The organism is Coprococcus sp. AF19-8AC, from assembly GCF_003603115.1.
GTDB classification, from domain to species: domain Bacteria; phylum Bacillota; class Clostridia; order Lachnospirales; family Lachnospiraceae; genus Coprococcus; species Coprococcus aceti.
On sequence record NZ_QTMI01000002.1, the window covers coordinates 553,386 to 573,370 of the forward strand.

General features: G+C 45.0%; 18 protein-coding genes. 11 read left to right on the top strand and 7 right to left on the bottom strand.

Translation table 11 applies throughout. The features are described 5' to 3' along the window. Positions 1-93 precede the first annotated feature (93 nt). Positions 94-1,011 (top strand): hypothetical protein, encoded by a 918-nt coding sequence (locus tag DWX57_RS07240; RefSeq protein WP_055147354.1) that lies wholly within the window; start codon positions 94-96, stop codon positions 1,009-1,011. Between the two features lie 98 nt (positions 1,012-1,109). Here the strand turns inward: DWX57_RS07240 and DWX57_RS07245 are convergent, their stop codons facing one another. After that, positions 1,110-2,384, bottom strand: coding sequence for a transglutaminase domain-containing protein (locus DWX57_RS07245; protein WP_055147356.1), 1,275 nt, complete (start codon positions 2,382-2,384; stop codon positions 1,110-1,112). Positions 2,385-2,558: 174 nt separating this feature from the next. Between DWX57_RS07245 and DWX57_RS14105 the strand changes: the two genes are divergently transcribed. Beyond that, the gene (locus DWX57_RS14105) at positions 2,559-2,735 is read left to right on the top strand and encodes a DUF6472 family protein (RefSeq protein ID WP_165852774.1); all 177 of its coding nucleotides are present in this window, start codon (positions 2,559-2,561) and stop codon (positions 2,733-2,735) included. Positions 2,736-2,802: 67 nt separating this feature from the next. Here the strand turns inward: DWX57_RS14105 and DWX57_RS07250 are convergent, their stop codons facing one another. Continuing rightward, the gene (locus DWX57_RS07250) at positions 2,803-4,635 is read right to left on the bottom strand and encodes an ABC-F family ATP-binding cassette domain-containing protein (RefSeq protein WP_120123367.1); all 1,833 of its coding nucleotides are present in this window, start codon (positions 4,633-4,635) and stop codon (positions 2,803-2,805) included. Positions 4,636-5,012: 377 nt separating this feature from the next. Here DWX57_RS07250 and DWX57_RS07255 point away from each other — a divergent pair, with 377 nt between their 5' ends. The 3 genes from DWX57_RS07255 to udp all read left to right on the top strand — a co-directional run bounded on the left by DWX57_RS07255 (position 5,013) and on the right by udp (position 6,473). Next, a complete protein-coding gene (locus DWX57_RS07255) occupies positions 5,013-5,258 on the top strand; it encodes an HPr family phosphocarrier protein (protein WP_015534531.1) in 246 nt (81 codons plus the stop codon). A 118-nt stretch (positions 5,259-5,376) separates the two neighbouring features. After that, on the top strand, positions 5,377-5,610 hold the full coding sequence (locus DWX57_RS07260; protein ID WP_015534532.1) for an HPr family phosphocarrier protein: 234 nt from the start codon (positions 5,377-5,379) through the stop codon (positions 5,608-5,610). A 95-nt stretch (positions 5,611-5,705) separates the two neighbouring features. Beyond that, a complete protein-coding gene (gene udp / locus DWX57_RS07265) occupies positions 5,706-6,473 on the top strand; it encodes a uridine phosphorylase (protein ID WP_420314941.1) in 768 nt (255 codons plus the stop codon). On the opposite strand, the gene DWX57_RS07270 is transcribed toward udp, so the two are convergent. From DWX57_RS07270 to DWX57_RS07280, 3 genes are all read right to left on the bottom strand, one after another. Next, a complete protein-coding gene (locus DWX57_RS07270; protein WP_015534534.1) occupies positions 6,463-7,029 on the bottom strand; it encodes a TIGR00730 family Rossman fold protein in 567 nt (188 codons plus the stop codon). The genes udp and DWX57_RS07270 overlap by 11 nt on opposite strands. 185 nt (positions 7,030-7,214) lie before the next feature. Beyond that, the gene (locus DWX57_RS07275) at positions 7,215-8,258 is read right to left on the bottom strand and encodes a hypothetical protein (protein WP_015534535.1); all 1,044 of its coding nucleotides are present in this window, start codon (positions 8,256-8,258) and stop codon (positions 7,215-7,217) included. Positions 8,259-8,297: 39 nt separating this feature from the next. Next, positions 8,298-8,549: an acyl carrier protein gene (locus DWX57_RS07280; RefSeq protein ID WP_015534536.1), complete on the bottom strand. Its 252-nt coding sequence runs from the start codon at positions 8,547-8,549 to the stop codon at positions 8,298-8,300. A gap of 257 nt (positions 8,550-8,806) precedes the next feature. Here DWX57_RS07280 and DWX57_RS07285 point away from each other — a divergent pair, with 257 nt between their 5' ends. The 3 genes from DWX57_RS07285 to DWX57_RS07295 all read left to right on the top strand — a co-directional run bounded on the left by DWX57_RS07285 (position 8,807) and on the right by DWX57_RS07295 (position 11,682). Next, a complete protein-coding gene (locus DWX57_RS07285; RefSeq protein WP_120123369.1) occupies positions 8,807-9,760 on the top strand; it encodes a D-2-hydroxyacid dehydrogenase in 954 nt (317 codons plus the stop codon). A gap of 62 nt (positions 9,761-9,822) precedes the next feature. Continuing rightward, entirely contained in the window at positions 9,823-10,623 is an 801-nt protein-coding gene (locus tag DWX57_RS07290; protein ID WP_120123371.1) for a DNA alkylation repair protein, read from the top strand. Between the two features lie 39 nt (positions 10,624-10,662). Then, positions 10,663-11,682 (top strand): PTS transporter subunit EIIB, encoded by a 1,020-nt coding sequence (locus DWX57_RS07295; protein ID WP_117550067.1) that lies wholly within the window; start codon positions 10,663-10,665, stop codon positions 11,680-11,682. 20 nt (positions 11,683-11,702) lie between these two features. Here the strand turns inward: DWX57_RS07295 and DWX57_RS07300 are convergent, their stop codons facing one another. Beyond that, a complete protein-coding gene (locus tag DWX57_RS07300; RefSeq protein WP_022215975.1) occupies positions 11,703-12,236 on the bottom strand; it encodes a TetR/AcrR family transcriptional regulator in 534 nt (177 codons plus the stop codon). A gap of 313 nt (positions 12,237-12,549) precedes the next feature. Here DWX57_RS07300 and glgB point away from each other — a divergent pair, with 313 nt between their 5' ends. After that, complete coding sequence (glgB, locus tag DWX57_RS07305) at positions 12,550-14,427, top strand: 1,4-alpha-glucan branching protein GlgB (RefSeq protein WP_118758402.1); 1,878 nt, start codon at positions 12,550-12,552, stop codon at positions 14,425-14,427. Between the two features lie 449 nt (positions 14,428-14,876). Continuing rightward, the gene (locus DWX57_RS07310) at positions 14,877-16,436 is read left to right on the top strand and encodes an ABC-F family ATP-binding cassette domain-containing protein (protein ID WP_055272064.1); all 1,560 of its coding nucleotides are present in this window, start codon (positions 14,877-14,879) and stop codon (positions 16,434-16,436) included. A 60-nt stretch (positions 16,437-16,496) separates the two neighbouring features. On the opposite strand, the gene DWX57_RS07315 is transcribed toward DWX57_RS07310, so the two are convergent. Continuing rightward, positions 16,497-17,771, bottom strand: coding sequence for an ATP-binding protein (locus DWX57_RS07315; protein ID WP_120123373.1), 1,275 nt, complete (start codon positions 17,769-17,771; stop codon positions 16,497-16,499). Between the two features lie 335 nt (positions 17,772-18,106). Here DWX57_RS07315 and DWX57_RS07320 point away from each other — a divergent pair, with 335 nt between their 5' ends. Then, on the top strand, positions 18,107-19,927 hold the full coding sequence (locus DWX57_RS07320; protein WP_120123375.1) for a bifunctional homocysteine S-methyltransferase/methylenetetrahydrofolate reductase: 1,821 nt from the start codon (positions 18,107-18,109) through the stop codon (positions 19,925-19,927). Positions 19,928-19,985: the final 58 nt, after the last annotated feature.

Sequence of the window (19,985 nt, forward strand, 5' to 3'; positions counted from 1 at the left end):
TATTGCAATCCGAAATGATTGTATGGGTGTAAAATATTATGTATAATGTACTGAGAATAAAGTTAAGACAAATGTTTTAGGAGGTAATATAAATTGGCAGACAGACAGGATATGGGGCAGAATAAAGGGAGCGCAGGAGCTCATAAGGGAACTGTGAGCCGTGCAACAACGAGCAGTGTGAAAAAGACACAGCCGGGCAAGGGAGTAGCGTCAGGCAGTCGGTCAGCATCAGGCAGCCGTCCTGTGTCGGGAAATCGTCCGGCATCGGGCAGCCACTTATCATCGGCGAGTCGTCCGAAAAGTGCAACTGCGCAGGACAAAAGGCGCACAAGTACGGGACGTCCACTTGAAAAGTCGGTGAAGTCCGTGTCTTCAGGAAGCAAGACCAGGAGACCGGCGAATAGCAGATCGTCAACAGGTTCCGGTAAAAAATCCGCGCAGAGCAGAAATAAAAAGAAGCGATATGAGCTGAATACGAAAATGATGGTCGTGGCGGCTCTGGTGGTTGGAATAGTGCTTGCACTTGTGATCACGATGATCATGAGATCCAGCATGCTCAGGGTCAAGCAGATCCAGACGGATTATAATATGGGTGATATATTTGATATAACAAACTATATTGAGCCGGACAGCAATGATGCCAGGCTGGAATATGACAACTCAGAATTTGCACCGGATAAGCTTGGTAAGTACACCATCAAATATAAGATCAGACGTGGAAAGTTAAGCAAGACAAAAAAGGCTGTGATAAATGTTGTTGACGAGGTAAATCCATACATAGACGGCCCAGACGAGATAGACGTTTCTATGGGAACGGATATAAACTGGAGTGATTATTACAATGTCACAGATGAGGATCCAGATGTGCAGGATTCGCTTAAAGCGTCTCAGGATGTGGACACAAGCAAGGAGAGAACCGTAACAGTGACTCTCACATCGGAGGACTGGGCAGGCAACAAGGCGTCCAGACAGATCACCGTAAATGTACTCAAGAGTAACTTTGATGAGTAGGGTGTGAACGAAATAAAATATCTTGAAAAATGACAGAAAAAAGCTCAATGCTGACGGGGATGAAATCCGAAAGCATTGAGCTTTTTGATTTTAGTATTTTATGAGATAGGCGGCTTTCTCAGCTCTGCATCCAGCTCTGAGTTGTCAACCACTGTTGTTTTGGTCTTTTTAACCTTTTCCTTTTTCTTCTTCGATCTGCTCTTGTGTATGTTCTTGATGAACATTACCACCAGAAGCAGGATAAGACCTATGCTTATGAGGACTACGGATAAACCGTATTTGTCCAGTATCTTGTCGATTATGTTGTAGCTTGACTTCTCCCACAGTCCATCCGCTTCAAGATCTGCCTGAACCTTTGAGAGGCAGTACTTTGTTCCGGTACACTTTGGTATACCCGGAAGTCTTGATGTGATGGCTGTAAGGTTGCTTGCCTGTTCGTCGGTTACATTGAAGTATGTATATGACAATGCCTCCTTACCTGTTGTGGTTATAGGATCGTCCAGACCGAGATTGATGAGATACCACTCTCCGCCGAGATAAACGGCATTCCATGCACAGTTGTTGATGTAACTCTCTTCTTTGAGCTGCTTCTGTGTGTCCATCGAGTCGTCCAGAAGATCTGAATTCTGTCCCTCAATGTACAGACATGGCACACCGACGTAATCCATAATGGCCTTGAAAGCCTTTGCGTATCCGTAGGTGACTGCCGACTGATACTTGGAGTTGAACACGCCGTCTGCGGTGTATGCGTATATGTTGTCCTTGCTCTTAGATGTTGCATCTGAGGCATAATAAACTTTGTTGATGATCGAATTATGTATAAGATATACCTTCTCGTAATCCTTTGCGCTCTCATCCAGAGAAGCTGCATAATTCTTGACGGTCAGGTCAAAGTTGTTCTTGTATATGGAACGTGTATCTCCGTTGGCATACAGTGAATAGCACTCGATGGTGAGAGCTGTATATCTGAGTTCTCCCGAGGATTCCTGCTTGCACTGATAGCTGTCGGACATCCAGAAATACTCAGGATGATCGGCGAGTACAGCGTTGACGATCTGATCCATTCCATCGTTTCCGATAACTTCCCAGTCTTTGTTGCTGACTGACAATGTAAATGCTGTGTAATATCCGCCGTCCTGATAAGAAGCATTGGATGTCGACTCGTTGAATTTCTGAGCTGCATCGTTGATCTGTTTGTAGACGGTTCTGTACGCACTGTTGTCAAACTGGTCATAGAAATAAGTTCTGCCATCTATGGTATCGGTTTTGTTACTGCTGTCCGTATCATCTGTATCCGCCGCCTTTGCGACATATGGAGAAAATGATAATATCATGGTAAGCGTAAGCAGCAGTACAAGAAATTTTTTCTTCATAACTGGAACACACTCCTTCTTTTGCTTATGCAAAGCCCCTTTATATACTTCCTTCAATAATAACACATTATGGTTATTATTGCCAGAGAAAATGGGTTAAAGCGGTTGGATTTTGCTTCGCATATGTGTATAATAGTAAAAACCTGATGGTTAACGGATGGAAGGAGGAAACACATGGCTTCCAGTTGCGATATGTGTGCACACTATGTGTACGATGACGAAGATGATTTTTATGAGTGCCTGGTGAATATGGATGAGGATGACTTTGCCAGATTTGTGGCAAGAGGCTACGACAATTGTCCGTATTTTCAGTTGGATGATGAATACAGGATAGTGAGACATCAGATGTGACGATTGAAGAAAAACGGGAGATGTGCAGCAGCGCGTCTCCCGTTTTTCTGGCAAATGATCAATGTGATCAGTTCTTTTCAAATGACTCCGCCAGCTCCGTGAGATACACATACCTCTCCAGAAGCTGATCCAGCTCTGATTCAAGCTGTTCCTTTTTCTGCGTGAGTTCGTTAAGCTTCACGAAATCTGACACAGAGTTGTTGATATCGGTCTCCGTCTGCTCTATCTCAGCTTCTTTCTGGGCGATGGTGTCCTCTATGGTGTCATATTCCCTCTGCTCATTGAAGGAGAACTTTTTCTTCACGGATGGATTCTGCGTTTTCTTTTTCTGGGCAGGTTCCTTGTCCGCTGTGCTGACACGCTCCGGCTTTGTCTGGGTATTTGCCCCTGCCGATGTGCTGTTGGCAAATGAACCGTGGGTCAGATAATAATCGGTATAACCGCCCTCAAACTGTGAGATTCCGCCGCAGCCGTCAAACACCAGAAGCTTTCTTATGACTCTGTCCAGAAAATATCTGTCGTGTGATACGACTATCAATATGCCCTGGAAGGAATCGAGATAGTCCTCAAGTATACACAGTGTGGAAATGTCCAGATCGTTGGTTGGCTCGTCAAGGATCAGTACATTTGGCGATGATACGAGAACCTTCAACAAATACAGTCTTCGCTTCTCGCCTCCTGAGAGCTTCTCTATGCGCTGGTGCTGCAGAGTGCCGTCAAATAAAAATCTCTCACACATGGTGGATGCTGACATGAGACCTTCGGTGGTCTGGATATACTCTGCGGTTTCTTTGACGTAGTCGAGTACCTTCATGTTGGGATCCAAGGCTTCATTTTCCTGAGAGAAATATCCTATCCTTACGGTGTCTCCGATCTCTATGGTTCCGCTGTCCGGCTTGGTGACACCGGTTATGAGCTTCATGAGCGTTGTCTTGCCACAGCCGTTTGGGCCAACAACACCTATCCTGTCAGTCCTCAGGAAGTTGTATGAGAAGTCCGTTATGACCGGACTTGGTCTGCCCGGCCAGGTCTTGGCTATATGGGAGAGCTCTATTGTTTTGTTTCCCAGCCGGCTCGCGATTGAGCTCATGGTAACCGACTGAGTTTCCTTTATAAGCTCCTCACTTGCAAGCTTCTCATATCTCTGGATATGGGCTTTCTGCTTTGTGCTTCTGGCTCTAGCACCTCTCTGCATCCATGCAATCTCCTTGCGCAGGATATTCTGATGTTTGTTGTGAGTGGCAAGTGCGATGCTCTCACGCTCTGCCTTCAGCATGAGATAGCCTTCGTAGTTGGTATTGTAGCTGTAGGTTTTGCCTTTGTCGATCTCTACTATGCGGTTGCACACCTTGTCAAGAAAGTATCTGTCGTGGGTGACCATGACCAGAGCGCCCTTGTAGTTGTTAAGGTAATCCTCCAGATATTCTGTCATATCGTTGTCGAGGTGGTTGGTGGGCTCGTCCAGAACAAGAATGTCACATCTTGACAGCAGTGCCGCAGCCAGAGCGACCTTTTTTCGCTGACCTCCTGAAAGTGTGCTCACCATGAGGCTGGTGTCGTCAAATCCGAGACGGTGAAGAAATGCCTTGGCATCACCCTCTATGCTCCATTTGTTCTCCTCGTCGACATTTGCAGTGATGACATAGTCGTATATGCTGACCTTCTCTGCGAAGTCGGGGGTTTGTGGAAGATATTTTATGACCACGTTGTTTCCCTTTGACAACTGTCCTGAATCACATTCGTCTATGCCGGCTATGATCTTGAGGAGTGTTGATTTACCAGTGCCGTTTACGCCTATGACACCGATCTTTTCTCCTGAATTTACTGAAAAGTCTGCGTCATCGAACAGAATCTTGTCAGTGTATGCTTTTGAAAATCCTTTTATTGTAAGTAGGTTCATATATGTTCTTATGGGGCTTTGTGCCCGCCCTTTCGTCAAAATGAGCCGTGAAAACGGCTTTGCATGTAAGTATTATTGTAATTGGGGAGAATTGACGAGTCAAGAAGCATATCATAATAGAAATACCATTTGAGAATAATTAAAAATAGACGAAAATATATAAGACCATGATCTCCACCCGACAGTATATTTGTAAAAAAACATTCCTGAATTTATACAACATGACTAAAAAATAACCTGAAAAGGCGCTTTAGGTTAATAAAAACAAGCCATTTGCACAAATTGGTTTACAAAGTTACAATTTTGTAATTTGCAAATTATTCCAAAAAGTAGTATAAATTGAACATTGATTACGGACAGGAATGGAGGTAATTATCATGGAATCAACAAATATCAGGGTTAAGCTCAATTCAGTAGAGCAGGTAAGACAGTTTGTAGAGACAATGAGAAAATATGATGGAGACGTTGATGTATATTCATCCAACAGGAATTATCTTGTAGATGGCAAATCAATACTGGGAGTTTTTAGTCTTGGACTTGATCAGGAACTCACAGTAAAGTTCTATAACGGAGCGACAGAGTCGTTTATAAATACATTACAGCCATTTATGCTGGCTGCATAAGGAGTATTTATTACAATAATTTTCATAGCTAATTCGTGGTCTGTATGCATTGACACATTCGTTGATGGAGTGTTAGAATGTCCTTATAAATATTAAGAGATATTAGGGGGCGCAGCCAATGCAGATTACAGAGATGAAAGCTAAAGTTAACACTATGGATGACATCAAGAAGTTTGTTGCATACCTGAATCAGTTTCCAAATGATGTTGACGTTTCATCAGCTCAGTACGTCGTAGATGGAAAGTCAATCTTAGGTGTGTTCAGTTTAAATCTTGAGAAGCCACTTACAGTGAAATTTCATGGAGAAGTTGCACCAGAGCTTCAGGCAAAGCTTGATGAGTTTAAGTGCTAATTCTATAGGATACATAAGAAAGCTTAGAAAAGCAGGCTGCAGATTTTCTGCAAGCCTGCTTTTCCTATGCTGTGAGACAAGTGTCAGGAGGGATGATTATGATATACGAAGCGGATCAGGGGTTGGAATACCATATAAAGGTAAATGAGGATATGATAGGCCAGTATGTTATCATGCCGGGGGATCCTAAGAGATGTAAGGCGATAGCAGCGTATCTCGAAGATGCGGAGCTGGTGGCGGACAGCAGGGAATTTGTCACGTATACAGGCTATCTGGATGGAGAGAAGGTCAGTGTCACGTCCACAGGTATAGGCGGCCCGTCGGCGGCCATAGCCATGCAGGAGCTGGTGCACGCCGGTGCCCACACTTTTATCAGGGTTGGAACCTGTGGCGGTATGCAGACTGAGATCGTCGGCGGAGACGTGGTGATCGCCACGGGAGCTGTCAGGATGGAGGGCACGTCAAGAGAGTATGCGCCTATAGAGTACCCTGCGGTTGCGGATATAGATGTGGTGAATGCGCTCAGAGAGTCAGCAGGAGCACTTGGAGTGACGGCACACACAGGTGTGGTTCAGAGCAAGGACTCATTTTATGGACAGCATTCGCCGGGAATCATGCCGGTTGGATATGAGCTTATGAACAAATGGGAAGCGTGGAAGAAGATGGGCTGCAAGGCCTCTGAGATGGAATCTGCTGCATTGTTCATAGTTGGAGCGTTCCTGCGGGTCAGGGTCGGTGCGTGCTTCCTTGTGGTGGCGAATCAGGAGAGGGCTGCAGCCGGTCTCCCGAATCCTGAGGTACACGACACCGATAAAGCCATACGTGTGGCTATTGAAGCTGTGAAGAAGCTTATCAGAACTTGAATACACGACCTATGTCTGTCTTGTAGCTTTCAAGATAGTCAAGGATCTCATCTGAATTATCCATGACGGTATATATCTCGTTGGTCGCAGGCGTCATAAAGCCTTTGTCCGACGTCTCTTTGAGCATGGACAGAAGATGATCGTAGAATCCGTTCTGATTGAAAATTACGATTGCTTTGCCGTGGCGTCCGAGCTGCTTGAGCGTGAGGATCTCAAAGAATTCCTCGAGAGTGCCAATTCCGCCGGGCGTTACGATGAAAGCGTCTGCCTTATCTTCCATGATCTGTTTGCGCTCTCTCATGGTCTCAGTGGTTATCAGCTCGGAGACATTCTCAAACAGTATTCCGTCAACATTAAAGAATGAAGGAGTGACGCCTATTATGGTGCCATTTTCCTCGTATACACCCCTTGCCACTGCGCCCATGAGCCCATTTGCTCCAGCGCCGTACACAAGAGTGTGGCCTCTTTTGGCGATTTCCCTTCCTAAATATTCTGTTTCTTCTATATAAGATCTGTCAATGTCGTTGCTTGACGCGCCGTATACACATATATTCATAAAAACCTCCAATGTGACAATGCCAGGTATTCCTGAACTGCCGAAAAACCATTTATTAAACAGTATATAGAAGTAAATGATAATTTGGAAGAAATTATTTATAAAATAATGTAAAATCGCAAAAAAATGCGGAGCAGCCATAGGACTGCCCCGCAAAGGGAAAACATGAAAAGAATGATATGAGATTACAGAAGCTCAACAACTTTGCCCAGAACTGCGATCTCTTTTTCTTTTGCACCCATAAGGTACTTCTCAAATCTGTCCATACAGTCAACCTTGCCTGTGATGGAAGTCTTGATGAGAAGGTTTCTGGCGGTGAGCATGGTGTTCTCAACCTCCATATAATCATTCAGGATATCACCGTTGAATTCGATATATCCGTGATCCATCATGTACTTGAGTCTCTCCATCATGAGAACCTTGTGGTCATACAGGATGTGAAGAGCACGTATATCAAAGTCTGGATCCTCTGCTGAAAGCTGCTTGCCGATCTGCTTCAGAACCGCATCGTAGACATCAACCCCAAATACTGTGTCCTTAAAACGATTCCTCATCATACGGAAGTGATTCTTGGTATCCTTTGACTCAAGGTACTCGATGATGGTATCCTTGATATACTGTGTGTCGAGTTCGTAGTATGTATCAGCCAGATTCTTCTGGATCACGTATATTCCACGGCGTCCCTTGTAGTCGTCCTTGAAAATATGATCCTCCTGGGCTGTGATGGTGTCATAGCCGTTTCTCACATCTGAGTATGATACTTTTGAGTAGGAATAATGCTCGCCAAATGTGAAATCTCCAACATAGAACTGCTGCTCCTCGTCGTCATATCCGTAGATGAAGAGCTCGTGTGGGAATTTGTAGTCGGCACCGGAATCGCAGAGGATCTTAGCCTCGTCAAATACTCCGTATACATATCCGCCCAGATTGATGGTCTTCTTGATGAAAGTGAGAATATCTCCGCAGTAGCTCTCTACCTGCTCCTTTGTCATGAGAGAGAAGAGAAGATAAGGGCATTCCTTAAGTGAACTGCTTCCCGGCATCATATCTGCAAGAAGCATCTCATCTCCTGTGAAGATCTCTTCGATGTTGTAACATCTTAACTGTATATAATTGCTGAATATCCAATTCTTGGCTTTCTCGTCGTCCCCTATGATCGAGAAAAGTGTGGCATGCCACTGCCAGGATGTTATCATTGGATAGCTTATTGGCAAAATCTTTTTGCTCATGTGCTTATTACCTCCATTTCATATTAAGATTACGTGATGTTAGCTGACCTTGGCTGCTACAGCCTTGACTACATCGTTCATGTCATAGTAGAGGCCAAGTGCAAGCTCAGAATCATCAAATTCAATGTTAAAAGCCTGCTCAAGTCCGACGATGAACTGAATGATGGAAACGGAATTCACGCCATATTCGGTGGTGAGTTCTGCAGTCATGTCCAGCTTGCCCGCATCTATGTCTGGAAGAATATCAGAAAAAACCTCCAATACTTTTTTTGTTAATGTGTCTTTGTCCATTTCAAACCTCCCATTCGTTTTGATATGTTACCAATGCACGTTACTTATATTTTAATGTGTTTGACAGTATTTTTCAATAAAATTATTCAATCCGTACAGAAATATTTGTGCATTTTTGTGTTAAATGTTAAAATTACCGTGAAGTATATGGTGTAAAATATGGTATAGTTGAATAAAATATTATAATTTTTTTAAAAAAATCAGACAGTTGATGTAAAATATAGAACAACAATATACGATAAGGCAGGGTGATGGACATGAAGATAGTTGTTCTGGATGGATGTGCGGCGAATTCCGGCGATATTAGCTGGGACAGTATTGGCAAGTATGGTGAGCTGACGGTGTATGACAGAACCGACAGGTCAGAGGTGGTCTCAAGGATAGGCGATGCGGAGATCATAACAACGAACAAGACGGTGATAGACAGGGCTGTGATCGAGGCCTGTCCGAACCTCAGATATATAGGTGTGCTTGCCACCGGCTACAATGTGGTCGATGTGGAGGCGGCACATGAGCACGGCATAGTGGTTACAAATGTTCCGGCATACAGTACGGATGCTGTGGCGCAGTTTACATTTGCACTGCTTCTGGAACTGGCAAACAGGGTCGGGGCGCATGATGCGTCAGTGAAGGACGGTGGCTGGGTGAGAAGTAAGGATTTCTCCTACAGTGTGATGCCGACCATGGAGCTTGCGGGCAAGACTATGGGTATCATAGGCTATGGCAGTATAGGTATGAAGGTGGCTGAGATCGCACATGCATTTGGCATGGGGGTGCTGGTGAACAGCCGGACGAGGAAAGCCCTGCCGGATGGCGATTGGATAAGCTGGGCTGAGAGGGATGAACTGTTCGCACAGTCGGATGTGATAAGCATACACTGTCCTCTGTTCCCTGAGACGGAGGGAATGATAGACAGGAGTGCGATAGGCCGGATGAAGAAGACTACATTCATCATAAACACTGCCAGAGGCGGCTGCATAGTGGAGAAGGATCTGGCAGATGCCCTGAACGAGGAACGTATAGCTGGAGCCGCGGTGGATGTTATAGCACAGGAGCCTATGGCGGCGGACAATCCGCTTCTCACGGCAAAGAATGTGATCATAACACCACATATCGCCTGGGCACCGAAGGAGGTCAGGGAGAGACTTCTCAATATAGCGGGTGGCAATATAGAGGCGTTTCTCAATGGAAAGCCTGTAAATACAGTATAAAAAGAATAAGATTAGCCATTGAGCAGAAATTTAGCTGTAAGAAGAAAGGATAGATCAGGAAGATGGAGAGCAGTTCTTTTGAGGATGTGAACAGACTGGTTAGGTCTGAACTGTATGAGCACATGGATCCGGAATTTGGCAAATATCTGGCCATGAACCTTCCGGGCTGTGGCAATATAATAGGTGTGAGGCTGGATGACCTGAAGGAGATAGCCAGACAGATAGCCGACATAAACTGGAAGGAGTATCTGAAGCATGCGCCGGATGATACGCTGGAGGATGTGGTCATTCAGGGGCTTGTCCTTGGATTCGCACAGGGCAAGCTGGAGGAGATACTTGCATATGCCGATGAATTTGTTCCCAAGATAGACAACTGGTGGGTGTGTGACTCGTTCTGCAGTACATTTGTGGCGGCATCCATGTACCCGGAGATAGTGTGGGAATTCATCATGAAGTATATGGGGGATTCCGAGCTGAATCCTGCGTGGAGAAAGAAGGAGGAGGCAGAGATTCCAGAGGGACAGGGAGGCATCACAGTAGGAACCTGGCAGGATATGTCCGATGACTTCAGACTCAGGTTTGTGGCTATCATGTTGAAGTGCTACTTTGTGAATGACAAGTATATCGACAAATGCCTTTATGCATTTGAACATATGCAGGATGGCGGCTACTATGCAAAGGACGGCGTAGCCTTTGGCCTGGCGGAGAGCTATTTCGTGTTTCCGGACAAGACGATTGAGTACATAAAAGGTGCACAGTTTGACAGGCAGATTCTGGAGATGACTAAGAACAAGATAGAGAAGATATACAGGCTGCCGGAGGCGGATGTGAACAGGTTTGCGGAAGTTATAAATGAATATTAAAATTAAGAGAAGGACATTATATTTGCAGGAGGAATTCTTATGAGAAATTTGAATGCGGATATGGATGTCCTTTTTGCTTTGGCTGGGATCAATAATATTGAAAATGAGTTTATGGTGGCAATGGTGCTGGTGATTGTCTGTTTGGCGGCTGCGGTATGTCTGACCGTATGGATAAGAAAATACGTCAGGGGAAATGCCTCAGGCAGTCTGGAAGATAGTCAGGATGAGCGGGAGGACAGGGAGTATTCATCGGAGGATAACTACATCGATGGTGATGCTGTAGCCATTGCCATTGCTGGAGCTTTGGGAGGAACAGCAAATATTTACAGTCTGAGGAGCAGTGATACAAGACTTAGAGTTACGGTGAACAACGGGGCGCTGGTGGACAGGAGAAGACTGAAAGCCACAGGAGCTCTGGGAATACTGGCAAAGGGCAGGCAGGTGCAGGTATTCTATGAGGATCAGGTGGAAAGGATATGCCGAGAACTTGGAAGATATATAGATGGACACAGGAAAGATAATATTGAACAGGAGGCTGAGATCGATTATGAAAGAGTGCTTAAGAAGGTGTATGTGCCTGTTGAAGGTGATGTTGTGCGCGTATCTGATATACATTGCCTACAGAACCTGGGAGACGGGAGTGTCGGCTTGTGTGCGATTCGAGCCACACGGGGAGAGATCAGAGCGCCGTTTGACTGCAAGGCTGGATATAGTAAAGCCGGAGAAGGTCAGATAGAGTGTACATCTGAGGAAGGATACGTAGTCAGGATATATCTGATATCAGAGATCGACACCGGATGGCAGAGGACACAGAGCTATGTAGATATAAGACTTACATGTGGTGATGGCGAGAAGGTGCGAAAAGGAAGGCTGCTTGCAGAGTATCCATATGAGACGCTTGCTGGCAGAGGCGAAACTGTATATGCTGTGCTGGAGGTACATTCCGATGAAAATGCTGATACAGGTCATTCTGGTGGTATAGATAAAGGATATCAGCTTAAGATAAACAGGAGAGAGAAAGTGAATTATGAATATGTGGCATGCGAGCTTGTCGTCTGAAAAGCTCACATGCCATTTATTTACGCTCTGGTTGCCCTGTCTATGATTCCAGCAAGGGTATCTATGACCATAGCGGCATCCTGATCTTTGTATTTCAGGAAAGTATAAGCACAGCCTTGTACGAACATTGACACCTCAACATTCTTGGCAAGGTCATCTCTGAACTCGGGACGGACGTCATATATCTTTTCCTTGATGAGGGCGTCGAGCTTGTTGGTCAGGACTCCGTAGCTTCTATTGTCATCAGGAAAGAGTATGGAGAACAAATGTCCCTGGTTGATAAATGCGTTGCATAACTGCCTGCTTGCTTCTGCAGGATTGGTAAGCATATATTCTGGATTTGGAATGTCACCGATGAGGGACAGAAGAGCATCATTTTCGAGGTATTCCGACAGATCATATATATCCTGAAAATGCAGATAGAAAGTCTGCTTGCTGATATTGGCCTTTTCTGTGAGTTCCTTCACTGTGATCTTCTCCACAGGTTTGGTGGCACGCAGTTCGATAAATGCGCTGAATAAGCTGTTGCGTGTACGCTGAATCCTTCTGTCCATAAAAGCTCCTTTCTGATCATACAAAAGCTGTACGCGGGTAATGATTATAAATGGCTGTAAGCGCCCTAATGATGCTCTATGCATTATAATATAGAATACAACAAAAGAAAGATATAGTCAAAAAAACGTATATACATATTAAATCTAATTGTCAATAATTGTCTGGAGTAAATTATTTTACTTTTATCAAAAAACGAATATTCATATAGCGGATGTGCAACGGTATACTGAAGGTAATTTACTACAGTCAAGAAATGACTGCGAGGGCTTGGGTGATGAGACTTGAATATTAACCTTGTATGGAGGAAAAGTTATGGATTTGTATGAGTTTTATTCAGGAAGGTGCTTTGATGCTTATAATGAGCTCGGCGCACACGTTGTGAAGGAGAATGTGGGCAAGAGCAGGAGGAAGACCGTGACAGGCGTGGATTTTGTGACATATGCGCCGAATGCGGAGTCGGTGACGGTCACAGGTGAGTTCAATTCCTGGGGAGAGACCACCATGAAGAGGTGCTACGACGGCAGCTTTTTCAAGTGTTTTGTGCCGGGGGCAAAGGCTGGACAGATGTATAAATATAAGATATACCAGAGAGATGGATATTGTGTGGATCACTGTGATCCGTATGGATTCGGCATGGAGCTGAGACCGGCATTTGCATCTATAATAAGAGATATGGATGAGTATACATTTGGCGATGCAAGATGGATGAGGACACGGAATGAGTGCAAGGGTGGTCCGCTCAATGTGTATGAGATGCACATGGGCTCATGGCACTGCAAGCCGGTGTATGATGAGAATGGAAAACAGCTGACACCGGAAGAAGTCATTGAGACTGACCGAGTTGCTGAGGGCTGGTATACATACAGAGAGATAGCACCGATGCTTGTGGAATATCTGAAAGAGCAGGGCTACAATTATGTGGAGTTTATGCCGCTTTCGGAGCATCCATGTGATGAGTCATGGGGCTACCAGAATACCGGATTCTTCAGTCCGACGGCTAGATACGGAACGGCGGATGACCTGAAGTTCCTCATCGACACGCTTCACAAGAACGGCATAGGTGCCATCATGGACTATGTGCCTGTGCATTTTGCACTGGATGGATATGGACTTGCAAAGTATGACGGAACCAATCTGTATGAGCATCCGACCGATGATGTGGGCTACAGCGAGTGGGGTAGTAAGAATTTCATCCATTCCAAGGGAGAAGTTCAGACATTCTTAAAGAGTGCGGCGAATTACTGGCTCACAGAGTATCATTTTGATGGCCTAAGAATGGATGCCATCAGCAGGATAATCTACTGGATGGGCGACGAGTCTAGAGGTGTAAATGACAGGGCGGTTGAGTTTATAAAGGGGCTTAACCAGGGACTTAAGGACAGACACCCGTCATGTATTCTCTGCGCCGAGGATTCCACGGACTACAAGGGAACCACCAAGGAAGTCGGATACGGCGGACTGGGATTTGACTACAAATGGGATATGGGTTGGATGAATGACACATTGAATTTCTTCAGAACTCTGCCGTTTTGCAGAGGCGACCAGTATCACAAGCTGACATTCTCCATGATGTATTTTTATAATGAGAGATACATGCTGCCACTCTCGCATGACGAGGTTGTGCATGGCAAGGCAACCATAGCCCAGAAGATGGCGGGATCATATGAAGAGAAATTCCCAAATGCAAAGGCGCTCTACGCCTACATGTATGCGCATCCGGGCAAGAAGCTTAACTTCATGGGTAACGAGATAGCCCAGCTAAGAGAGTGGGATGAGAAGCGTGAGCAGGACTGGGATATACTGAAATACCCGAACCACGATTCATTTAACAGATTTATAAAAGATTTGAATAAGCTCTATCTGAAAGAGCCTGCGCTGTCAGGGTGGGATGATGATCCTCACGGGTTTGACTGGATACTCTGTGGCAAAGAGCAGGATGTTGTATATATATTCCAGAGAGTTATTGAGGAAAATAAGATAGTAGTAGTCATGAACCTATCAGGAAATACATACAGGGATTATCACTTCAGATACGGTGAGGGCAATTCCATGAAAGTCCTCATGAACACGGACTGGAATAAATACGGTGGAAACACTAAAGACACCGTAAAGAGTATCAAGGGCGTATGCGGTGACTTCGGCTTTGATCTTCCGGCTCTGTCTGTAATGTATTTAAAGCCGGTGGACTAGGAGTGGCTGTGCTTTACGGATGTATAAAGTCAGTTGATCTTCGAAACACGGGGATCATTTTGATGGATCAATTATAGTTGTTCAGGCTAATTATGAAAGAGTACATTAAAGGTGTACGTGACATTAATAAAAATAATTGACTGTTCATAGTGTATATTTTGTGATATAAGTAAACAGCAGAAATTAAAGGAAATTATTACAAAGACAGGCACTTCATCCGCATAGGAGTGAGTTGTATCCGGGTATATGCCAAATCGGTAGTGAAGCCGCCTGAGCTTCGTTTCGCTTCTGCGCTAAGGCGGAGCGGGCAAACGCCCTTATCGCCCGCACAGCCGCATGCACGATGGAAGCGGGACGAAGTTCGGGAAGGCAAACGTGATTTGGCATATACCCGGATACAAACTCGCCCGTGCGGATGAAGTGTCGTCCGTCAGACAAGACAAGGAGAGATTATGATATTAGATGTAAGCAACCTCAGCCATGGATTTGGTGACAGGGCAATATTTGAAAATGTGTCATTCAGACTTCTGGCAGGCGAGCACATAGGGCTTGTCGGCGCAAATGGTGAAGGTAAATCAACCTTCATGAATATAGTGACGGGCAGTCTCATGCCGGATGAGGGTACAGTGACCTGGGCGAAGAATGTGAAGGTCGGATATCTGGATCAGCACACGGTCCTTGAGCCGGGCATGACCATAGGCGGAGTGCTGAGGGATGCGTTCTCCAGACTTTTCGATATGGAGAAGAGGATAAATGAGATATGTGACAAGCTGGCGGAGGTCACTGACGAGGATGAGATGAACACTCTTCTTGAGGAGATGGGACTTCTTCAGGATCTTCTGGACAGCCATGACTTCTATATAATAGACTCGAAGGTTGAGGAGGTTGCCAGAGCATTTGACCTGCTGCAGCTTGGACTGGACAAGGATGTAACTGAGCTGTCGGGCGGACAGAGAACCAAGGTTCTGCTGGCGAAGCTTCTGCTTGAAAAGCCGGAGATACTTCTGCTCGACGAGCCTACGAATTATCTTGATGCACACCATATAGAGTGGCTCAAGAGATACCTTCAGGAATACGAGAATGCGTTTATTCTTATATCCCATGACATTCCGTTCCTGAATTCAGTTGTAAATATCATATACCATATGGAGAATTGTCAGCTCAACAGATATGTCGGCGATTATGACAAGTTCCAGGAGGTGTATGCGGTGAAGAAATCCCAGCTTGAGGCTGCGTACAGAAAGCAGCAGCAGGAGATATCTGAGCTGAAGGATTTTGTGGCGAGAAATAAAGCCCGGGTTGCCACAAGAAATATGGCTATGTCCAGACAGAAGAAACTTGACAAGATGGATGTCATTCAGCTTGAGCGTGAGAAACCGAAGCCTGAGTTCAACTTCAAGGAAGCGAGAACCTCTGGTAAGGTCATATTCGAGACCGATGATCTGGTGATAGGTTACAGCAAGGACAAGCCGCTTTCCAAACCGATGAATCTCCGCATGGAGCGCGGTGACAAGATAGCCATCACAGGAACGAATGGTATAGGAAAGACGACATTCCTGAAGAGTGTGCTTGGACTTATCCCGGCTATATCCGGCAAGGCGCAGCTTGGCGACTATCTGCACATTGGATACTTTGAGCAGGAGGTCAAGCCGAGTGAGAATACATGCCTGCAGGAAATCTGGGAGGAATTCCCGGGATATACCCAGTATGAGGTACGTGCGGCTCTTGCCAAATGCGGACTTACCACCAAGCATATCGAGAGCAAGGTGAAGGTCCTCTCGGGTGGCGAGCAGGCGAAGGTGAGACTTTGCAAGTTAATCAACACTGATACAAATGTGCTTCTGCTTGACGAGCCGACAAACCATCTTGACGTTGATGCCAAGGATGAATTGAAGCGTGCTCTTTCCGAGTATAAGGGGTCTATACTTCTGGTATGTCATGAGCCTGAATTTTATGATGGTCTTGTGACAGACGTGTGGAATCTGGAGCAGTACACGCTCCTTCAGTGAGATAAACAGGCTCTGCTTTGATTATTGTCAAGGCGAGCCTGTTTTTAATCTGTTCAAGAACTAATTTCTCAATGCTGTAATGGGAACAACAAATACACCATCAGACCTTTGATATGCTGCGTTAGATAATCCACATATAACACATAATGAATCCGGACCCATTCCGCCATTGGATTCAATTGCTGTTTTTATTTTTATAAGATTTTCGGCAGCAGCATCTATTTGGTTTGCACCCAGTTTTATTTCAAATCCACACCATTTTCCGTTGGGCAGTGCTATAACTGCATCCATCTCGTTGTTATTATAATCCTGATAATGATATAATTCTGCATCGAAGGATTCTGCATATATTTTTAAATCTCTTTCACATAATGCTTCGAATAAGAATCCTAGTGTATTCAAATCATTCAATAGCATTTCAGGGGTTGCATTTAGCAAGGCAGCTGCTAAGGACGGGTCTGACAAATGTCTCTTTTCGGCCTGTTTGATGCGGATGGGTGATCGAAGCTTCGCTTCAAAAGGCTTTTGATTATCCGTTAGGAAGAGTCTGTGAAAAACATCCAGATAGGCGGCAACGGTTTCTACATCAATATCTTCGTTGTCGATTTCTTTAATATCATTTTTAAGTTTGTTGTTTGTTACAGTTGTAGCCTCATTTCTTGCAAGTGAGCGGAGAAGTAATTCCATTTTGTGTTTATCTCTTTTTATTTCATCTATTCGATATACATCATCATCCAATACAGCCTGAATATATTGCTTAGGAAGATATGCTGCCTGTTTTAATGGCGCATCCTGATTGGCAGGCCAGCCGCCTCTTATAATAAAATCAATAAGCCTTGACAGATTAACTTCTCCTAATATTTGAGGTTCTATCTTGCCGTTGCATATATCTTTAAGCGAGACGCTTCCGCTGGAATTGCCACTTTCAAATAATGACATTGGGTGCATTCTTAATTTTGCAATCCTTCCAGCACCACTATGCAATATTCCTTTGTGATTTGGTGTTGCAGATCCTGTCAATATAAATTGTCCTTTAGTGCCGTTTTGATCAACCTTAAATCGGACAGCATCCCATAGTTGTGGAACTTCCTGCCATTCATCGATCAATCTTGGCGTTTCACCAACCAAAACCAATGATGGACTTAGCTGTGCCAATTGTCTGTTTTGAAAATTCCCATCTGGATTGCCAATCATTATCTCGCTTTTGCAATGGTATGACGATGTCCATGTTTTCCCGCACCATTTAGGACCTTCTACGCATACTGCGCCAAATGCTTCTAAGTAATTATCTAATATATTGTCTAAAAGTCTTGGCTTGTAATCTTTTCTTTTCATATGCTATATGCTCTCCGTTCTTATATGTCACTAATATTATTGACCTGAGTAGTTATATATATTTATAAATTATGATAATATAATGCAAGGGATTTTGCAATCTCAATCCGATTAATTTTGCAATCTCAATCCGATGGATTTTACAATCCCAATCCGATAGATTTAATGATTTCAATCCAGTAATAATTGACTATGAAGATGTATTATATTATTCTATGTAGGATGGTTCACCGATGTAAAGCAATAAAGATGAGAGTGCGGACAGGGCTGAAGTTAACATGTAAGGATCGGACTTAGACACAGGTAGAAAAATAATATTAGGATGGAGATGTTAGATGAATATACTTGAGAGTTTAAAGGATAAATTACTTGTCGCGGATGGGGCATTTGGAACCTGTTATGTGGGAATGTACGGAGAGCAGGGAACTGTCGCTCCTGAGCTTGCAAACATGCGCCACCCGGAGCGTGTGCTGGAGATCCATAAGGAGTATGTGAAGGCTGGAGCCGGACTTATAAGGACAAATACATTTGCGGCAAATACAGCGAGCCTTGATGCTGACACGGATTATGTCATTTCAAATGTGCGTGCGGCGGTAAAGCTTGCGAAGCAGGCTGCGGACGGCGAAGCTGGAACGGATCACAAAAAGGTATACATTGCCGGAGATATAGGCCCAATACCTGCGGATGCCGGTCTCACACTGAATGAAAGGGTGTCACAGTACAAGCTGCTGGGTGAGGCGATGCAGGACATGGGAGTGGATATCATCTGGTTTGAGACATTTCCTGAGTTCAATGTGCTCGAGCCTGTGGTGAAGCACCTGAAGGCAAGAAAGAACACGCCGGTCATGGTGTCGTTCTGCGTGAACCAGTTTGGGTACAGCAACTGTGGATTTTCGGCAAGAGCATTGCTCTCCCAGGTGGCAGGAAATCAGGATGTGGACTGTGTTGGATTCAACTGCGGAGTTGGTCCGTACCATATGCTTCAGCTTCTGAAAAAGCTGGATATAGACTGCGGAAAGCCTGTATCAGTCATGCCGAATGCGGGATACCCGAAGTTTACACAGAGCAGACTGGTGTTCAATGACAACAAAGAGGGATTCATAGATAAGATCCAGGACATAGCGGCGCTTGGTGCAGATATCATAGGAGGATGCTGCGGAACAAATCCTGAATACATACATCAGATCATGGAATGGGTGAAAACCGGAGATATTGCAAAGGCTGCCAAGGTTCATGTGGAAAAGGTACAGGCTGACAGTGCTGTAAAGGACAATTTTCTCAAAGGACGTCTGGAGCGTGGCGGGGCAGCCACAAAAAATGCCGACGGACACAAGCACAAGCTGATTGCTGTGGAGCTGGCACCTCCGGTGGATGTCAACGATCAGAAGCTGCTTGATGCAGCCCATATACTTAAGCAGTCACATGTGGATGTGGTGACATTCCCTGATTCGCCATCGGGAAGAACCAGAGCGGATTCCATACTCATGGCGGAGAAAGTGCATAAGGAGACAGGACTCAGGGTCATGCCGCATCTGTGCTGCCGTGATAAGAATGCCATAGCCATAAGGGGAAGCGTGCTCGGTTCACAGCTTAATGGTATAAAGGATTTCCTTGTCATAACAGGTGATCCGGTTCCGGTCATGTTCAGACAGACGACCAGGAGCGTGTTCAACTTTGATTCAGTCGGAATGATGAAGCTGCTGCAGTCTATGAACGAAGAGGTGTTCAGCGGGGATAAGATCACCTACGGCGGAGCGATCAACCAGAACAGACTTAACACAAAGTTTGAGATAGACAGAATAAAGAGAAAGATGGAAGCCGGGGCTGAATTCTTTCTGACACAGCCGGTGTTCTCCAGAGAGCAGGCACAGATCCTCAGAGACATGAAGGCTGAGACCGGCGCGACAATACTTGTGGGAATCATGCCGCTTGTCAGCAGGCGAAATGCCTTGTTCATGAAAAATGAGATGTCAGGCATAGAGATCCCGGACGAGATCATAGAGAGATACAGTGAAAATGCCACAAGGCAGGAAGGCGAGGAGTGCGGCATACAGATTGCCAGAGATATACTTGAGTACACTTCGGACTTTGCGGACGGATATTACTTCTCGTTCCCATTCAACAGAGTACATATGCTGGCACATATCGTTGACTAAAATGTGAGTCAAGGTTATTATGGAATAAGCGGTGTTGCCGGGGAAAACAGGGATTCCG

What these genes read in the sequence shown, in the direction of transcription:
- DWX57_RS07245 (WP_055147356.1), bottom strand. Translation starts at nt 2,384, where the DNA reads ATGAAGAAAAAATTTCTTGTACTGCTGCTTACGCTTACCATGATATTA.
- DWX57_RS14105 (WP_165852774.1), top strand. Translation starts at nt 2,559, where the DNA reads ATGGCTTCCAGTTGCGATATGTGTGCACACTATGTGTACGATGACGAA.
- DWX57_RS07250 (WP_120123367.1), bottom strand. Translation starts at nt 4,635, where the DNA reads ATGAACCTACTTACAATAAAAGGATTTTCAAAAGCATACACTGACAAG.
- DWX57_RS07255 (WP_015534531.1), top strand. Translation starts at nt 5,013, where the DNA reads ATGGAATCAACAAATATCAGGGTTAAGCTCAATTCAGTAGAGCAGGTA.
- DWX57_RS07260 (WP_015534532.1), top strand. Translation starts at nt 5,377, where the DNA reads ATGCAGATTACAGAGATGAAAGCTAAAGTTAACACTATGGATGACATC.
- DWX57_RS07270 (WP_015534534.1), bottom strand. Translation starts at nt 7,029, where the DNA reads ATGAATATATGTGTATACGGCGCGTCAAGCAACGACATTGACAGATCT.
- DWX57_RS07275 (WP_015534535.1), bottom strand. Translation starts at nt 8,258, where the DNA reads ATGAGCAAAAAGATTTTGCCAATAAGCTATCCAATGATAACATCCTGG.
- DWX57_RS07280 (WP_015534536.1), bottom strand. Translation starts at nt 8,549, where the DNA reads ATGGACAAAGACACATTAACAAAAAAAGTATTGGAGGTTTTTTCTGAT.
- DWX57_RS07285 (WP_120123369.1), top strand. Translation starts at nt 8,807, where the DNA reads ATGAAGATAGTTGTTCTGGATGGATGTGCGGCGAATTCCGGCGATATT.
- DWX57_RS07290 (WP_120123371.1), top strand. Translation starts at nt 9,823, where the DNA reads ATGGAGAGCAGTTCTTTTGAGGATGTGAACAGACTGGTTAGGTCTGAA.
- DWX57_RS07295 (WP_117550067.1), top strand. Translation starts at nt 10,663, where the DNA reads ATGAGAAATTTGAATGCGGATATGGATGTCCTTTTTGCTTTGGCTGGG.
- DWX57_RS07300 (WP_022215975.1), bottom strand. Translation starts at nt 12,236, where the DNA reads ATGGACAGAAGGATTCAGCGTACACGCAACAGCTTATTCAGCGCATTT.
- glgB (WP_118758402.1), top strand. Translation starts at nt 12,550, where the DNA reads ATGGATTTGTATGAGTTTTATTCAGGAAGGTGCTTTGATGCTTATAAT.
- DWX57_RS07315 (WP_120123373.1), bottom strand. Translation starts at nt 17,771, where the DNA reads ATGAAAAGAAAAGATTACAAGCCAAGACTTTTAGACAATATATTAGAT.
- DWX57_RS07320 (WP_120123375.1), top strand. Translation starts at nt 18,107, where the DNA reads ATGAATATACTTGAGAGTTTAAAGGATAAATTACTTGTCGCGGATGGG.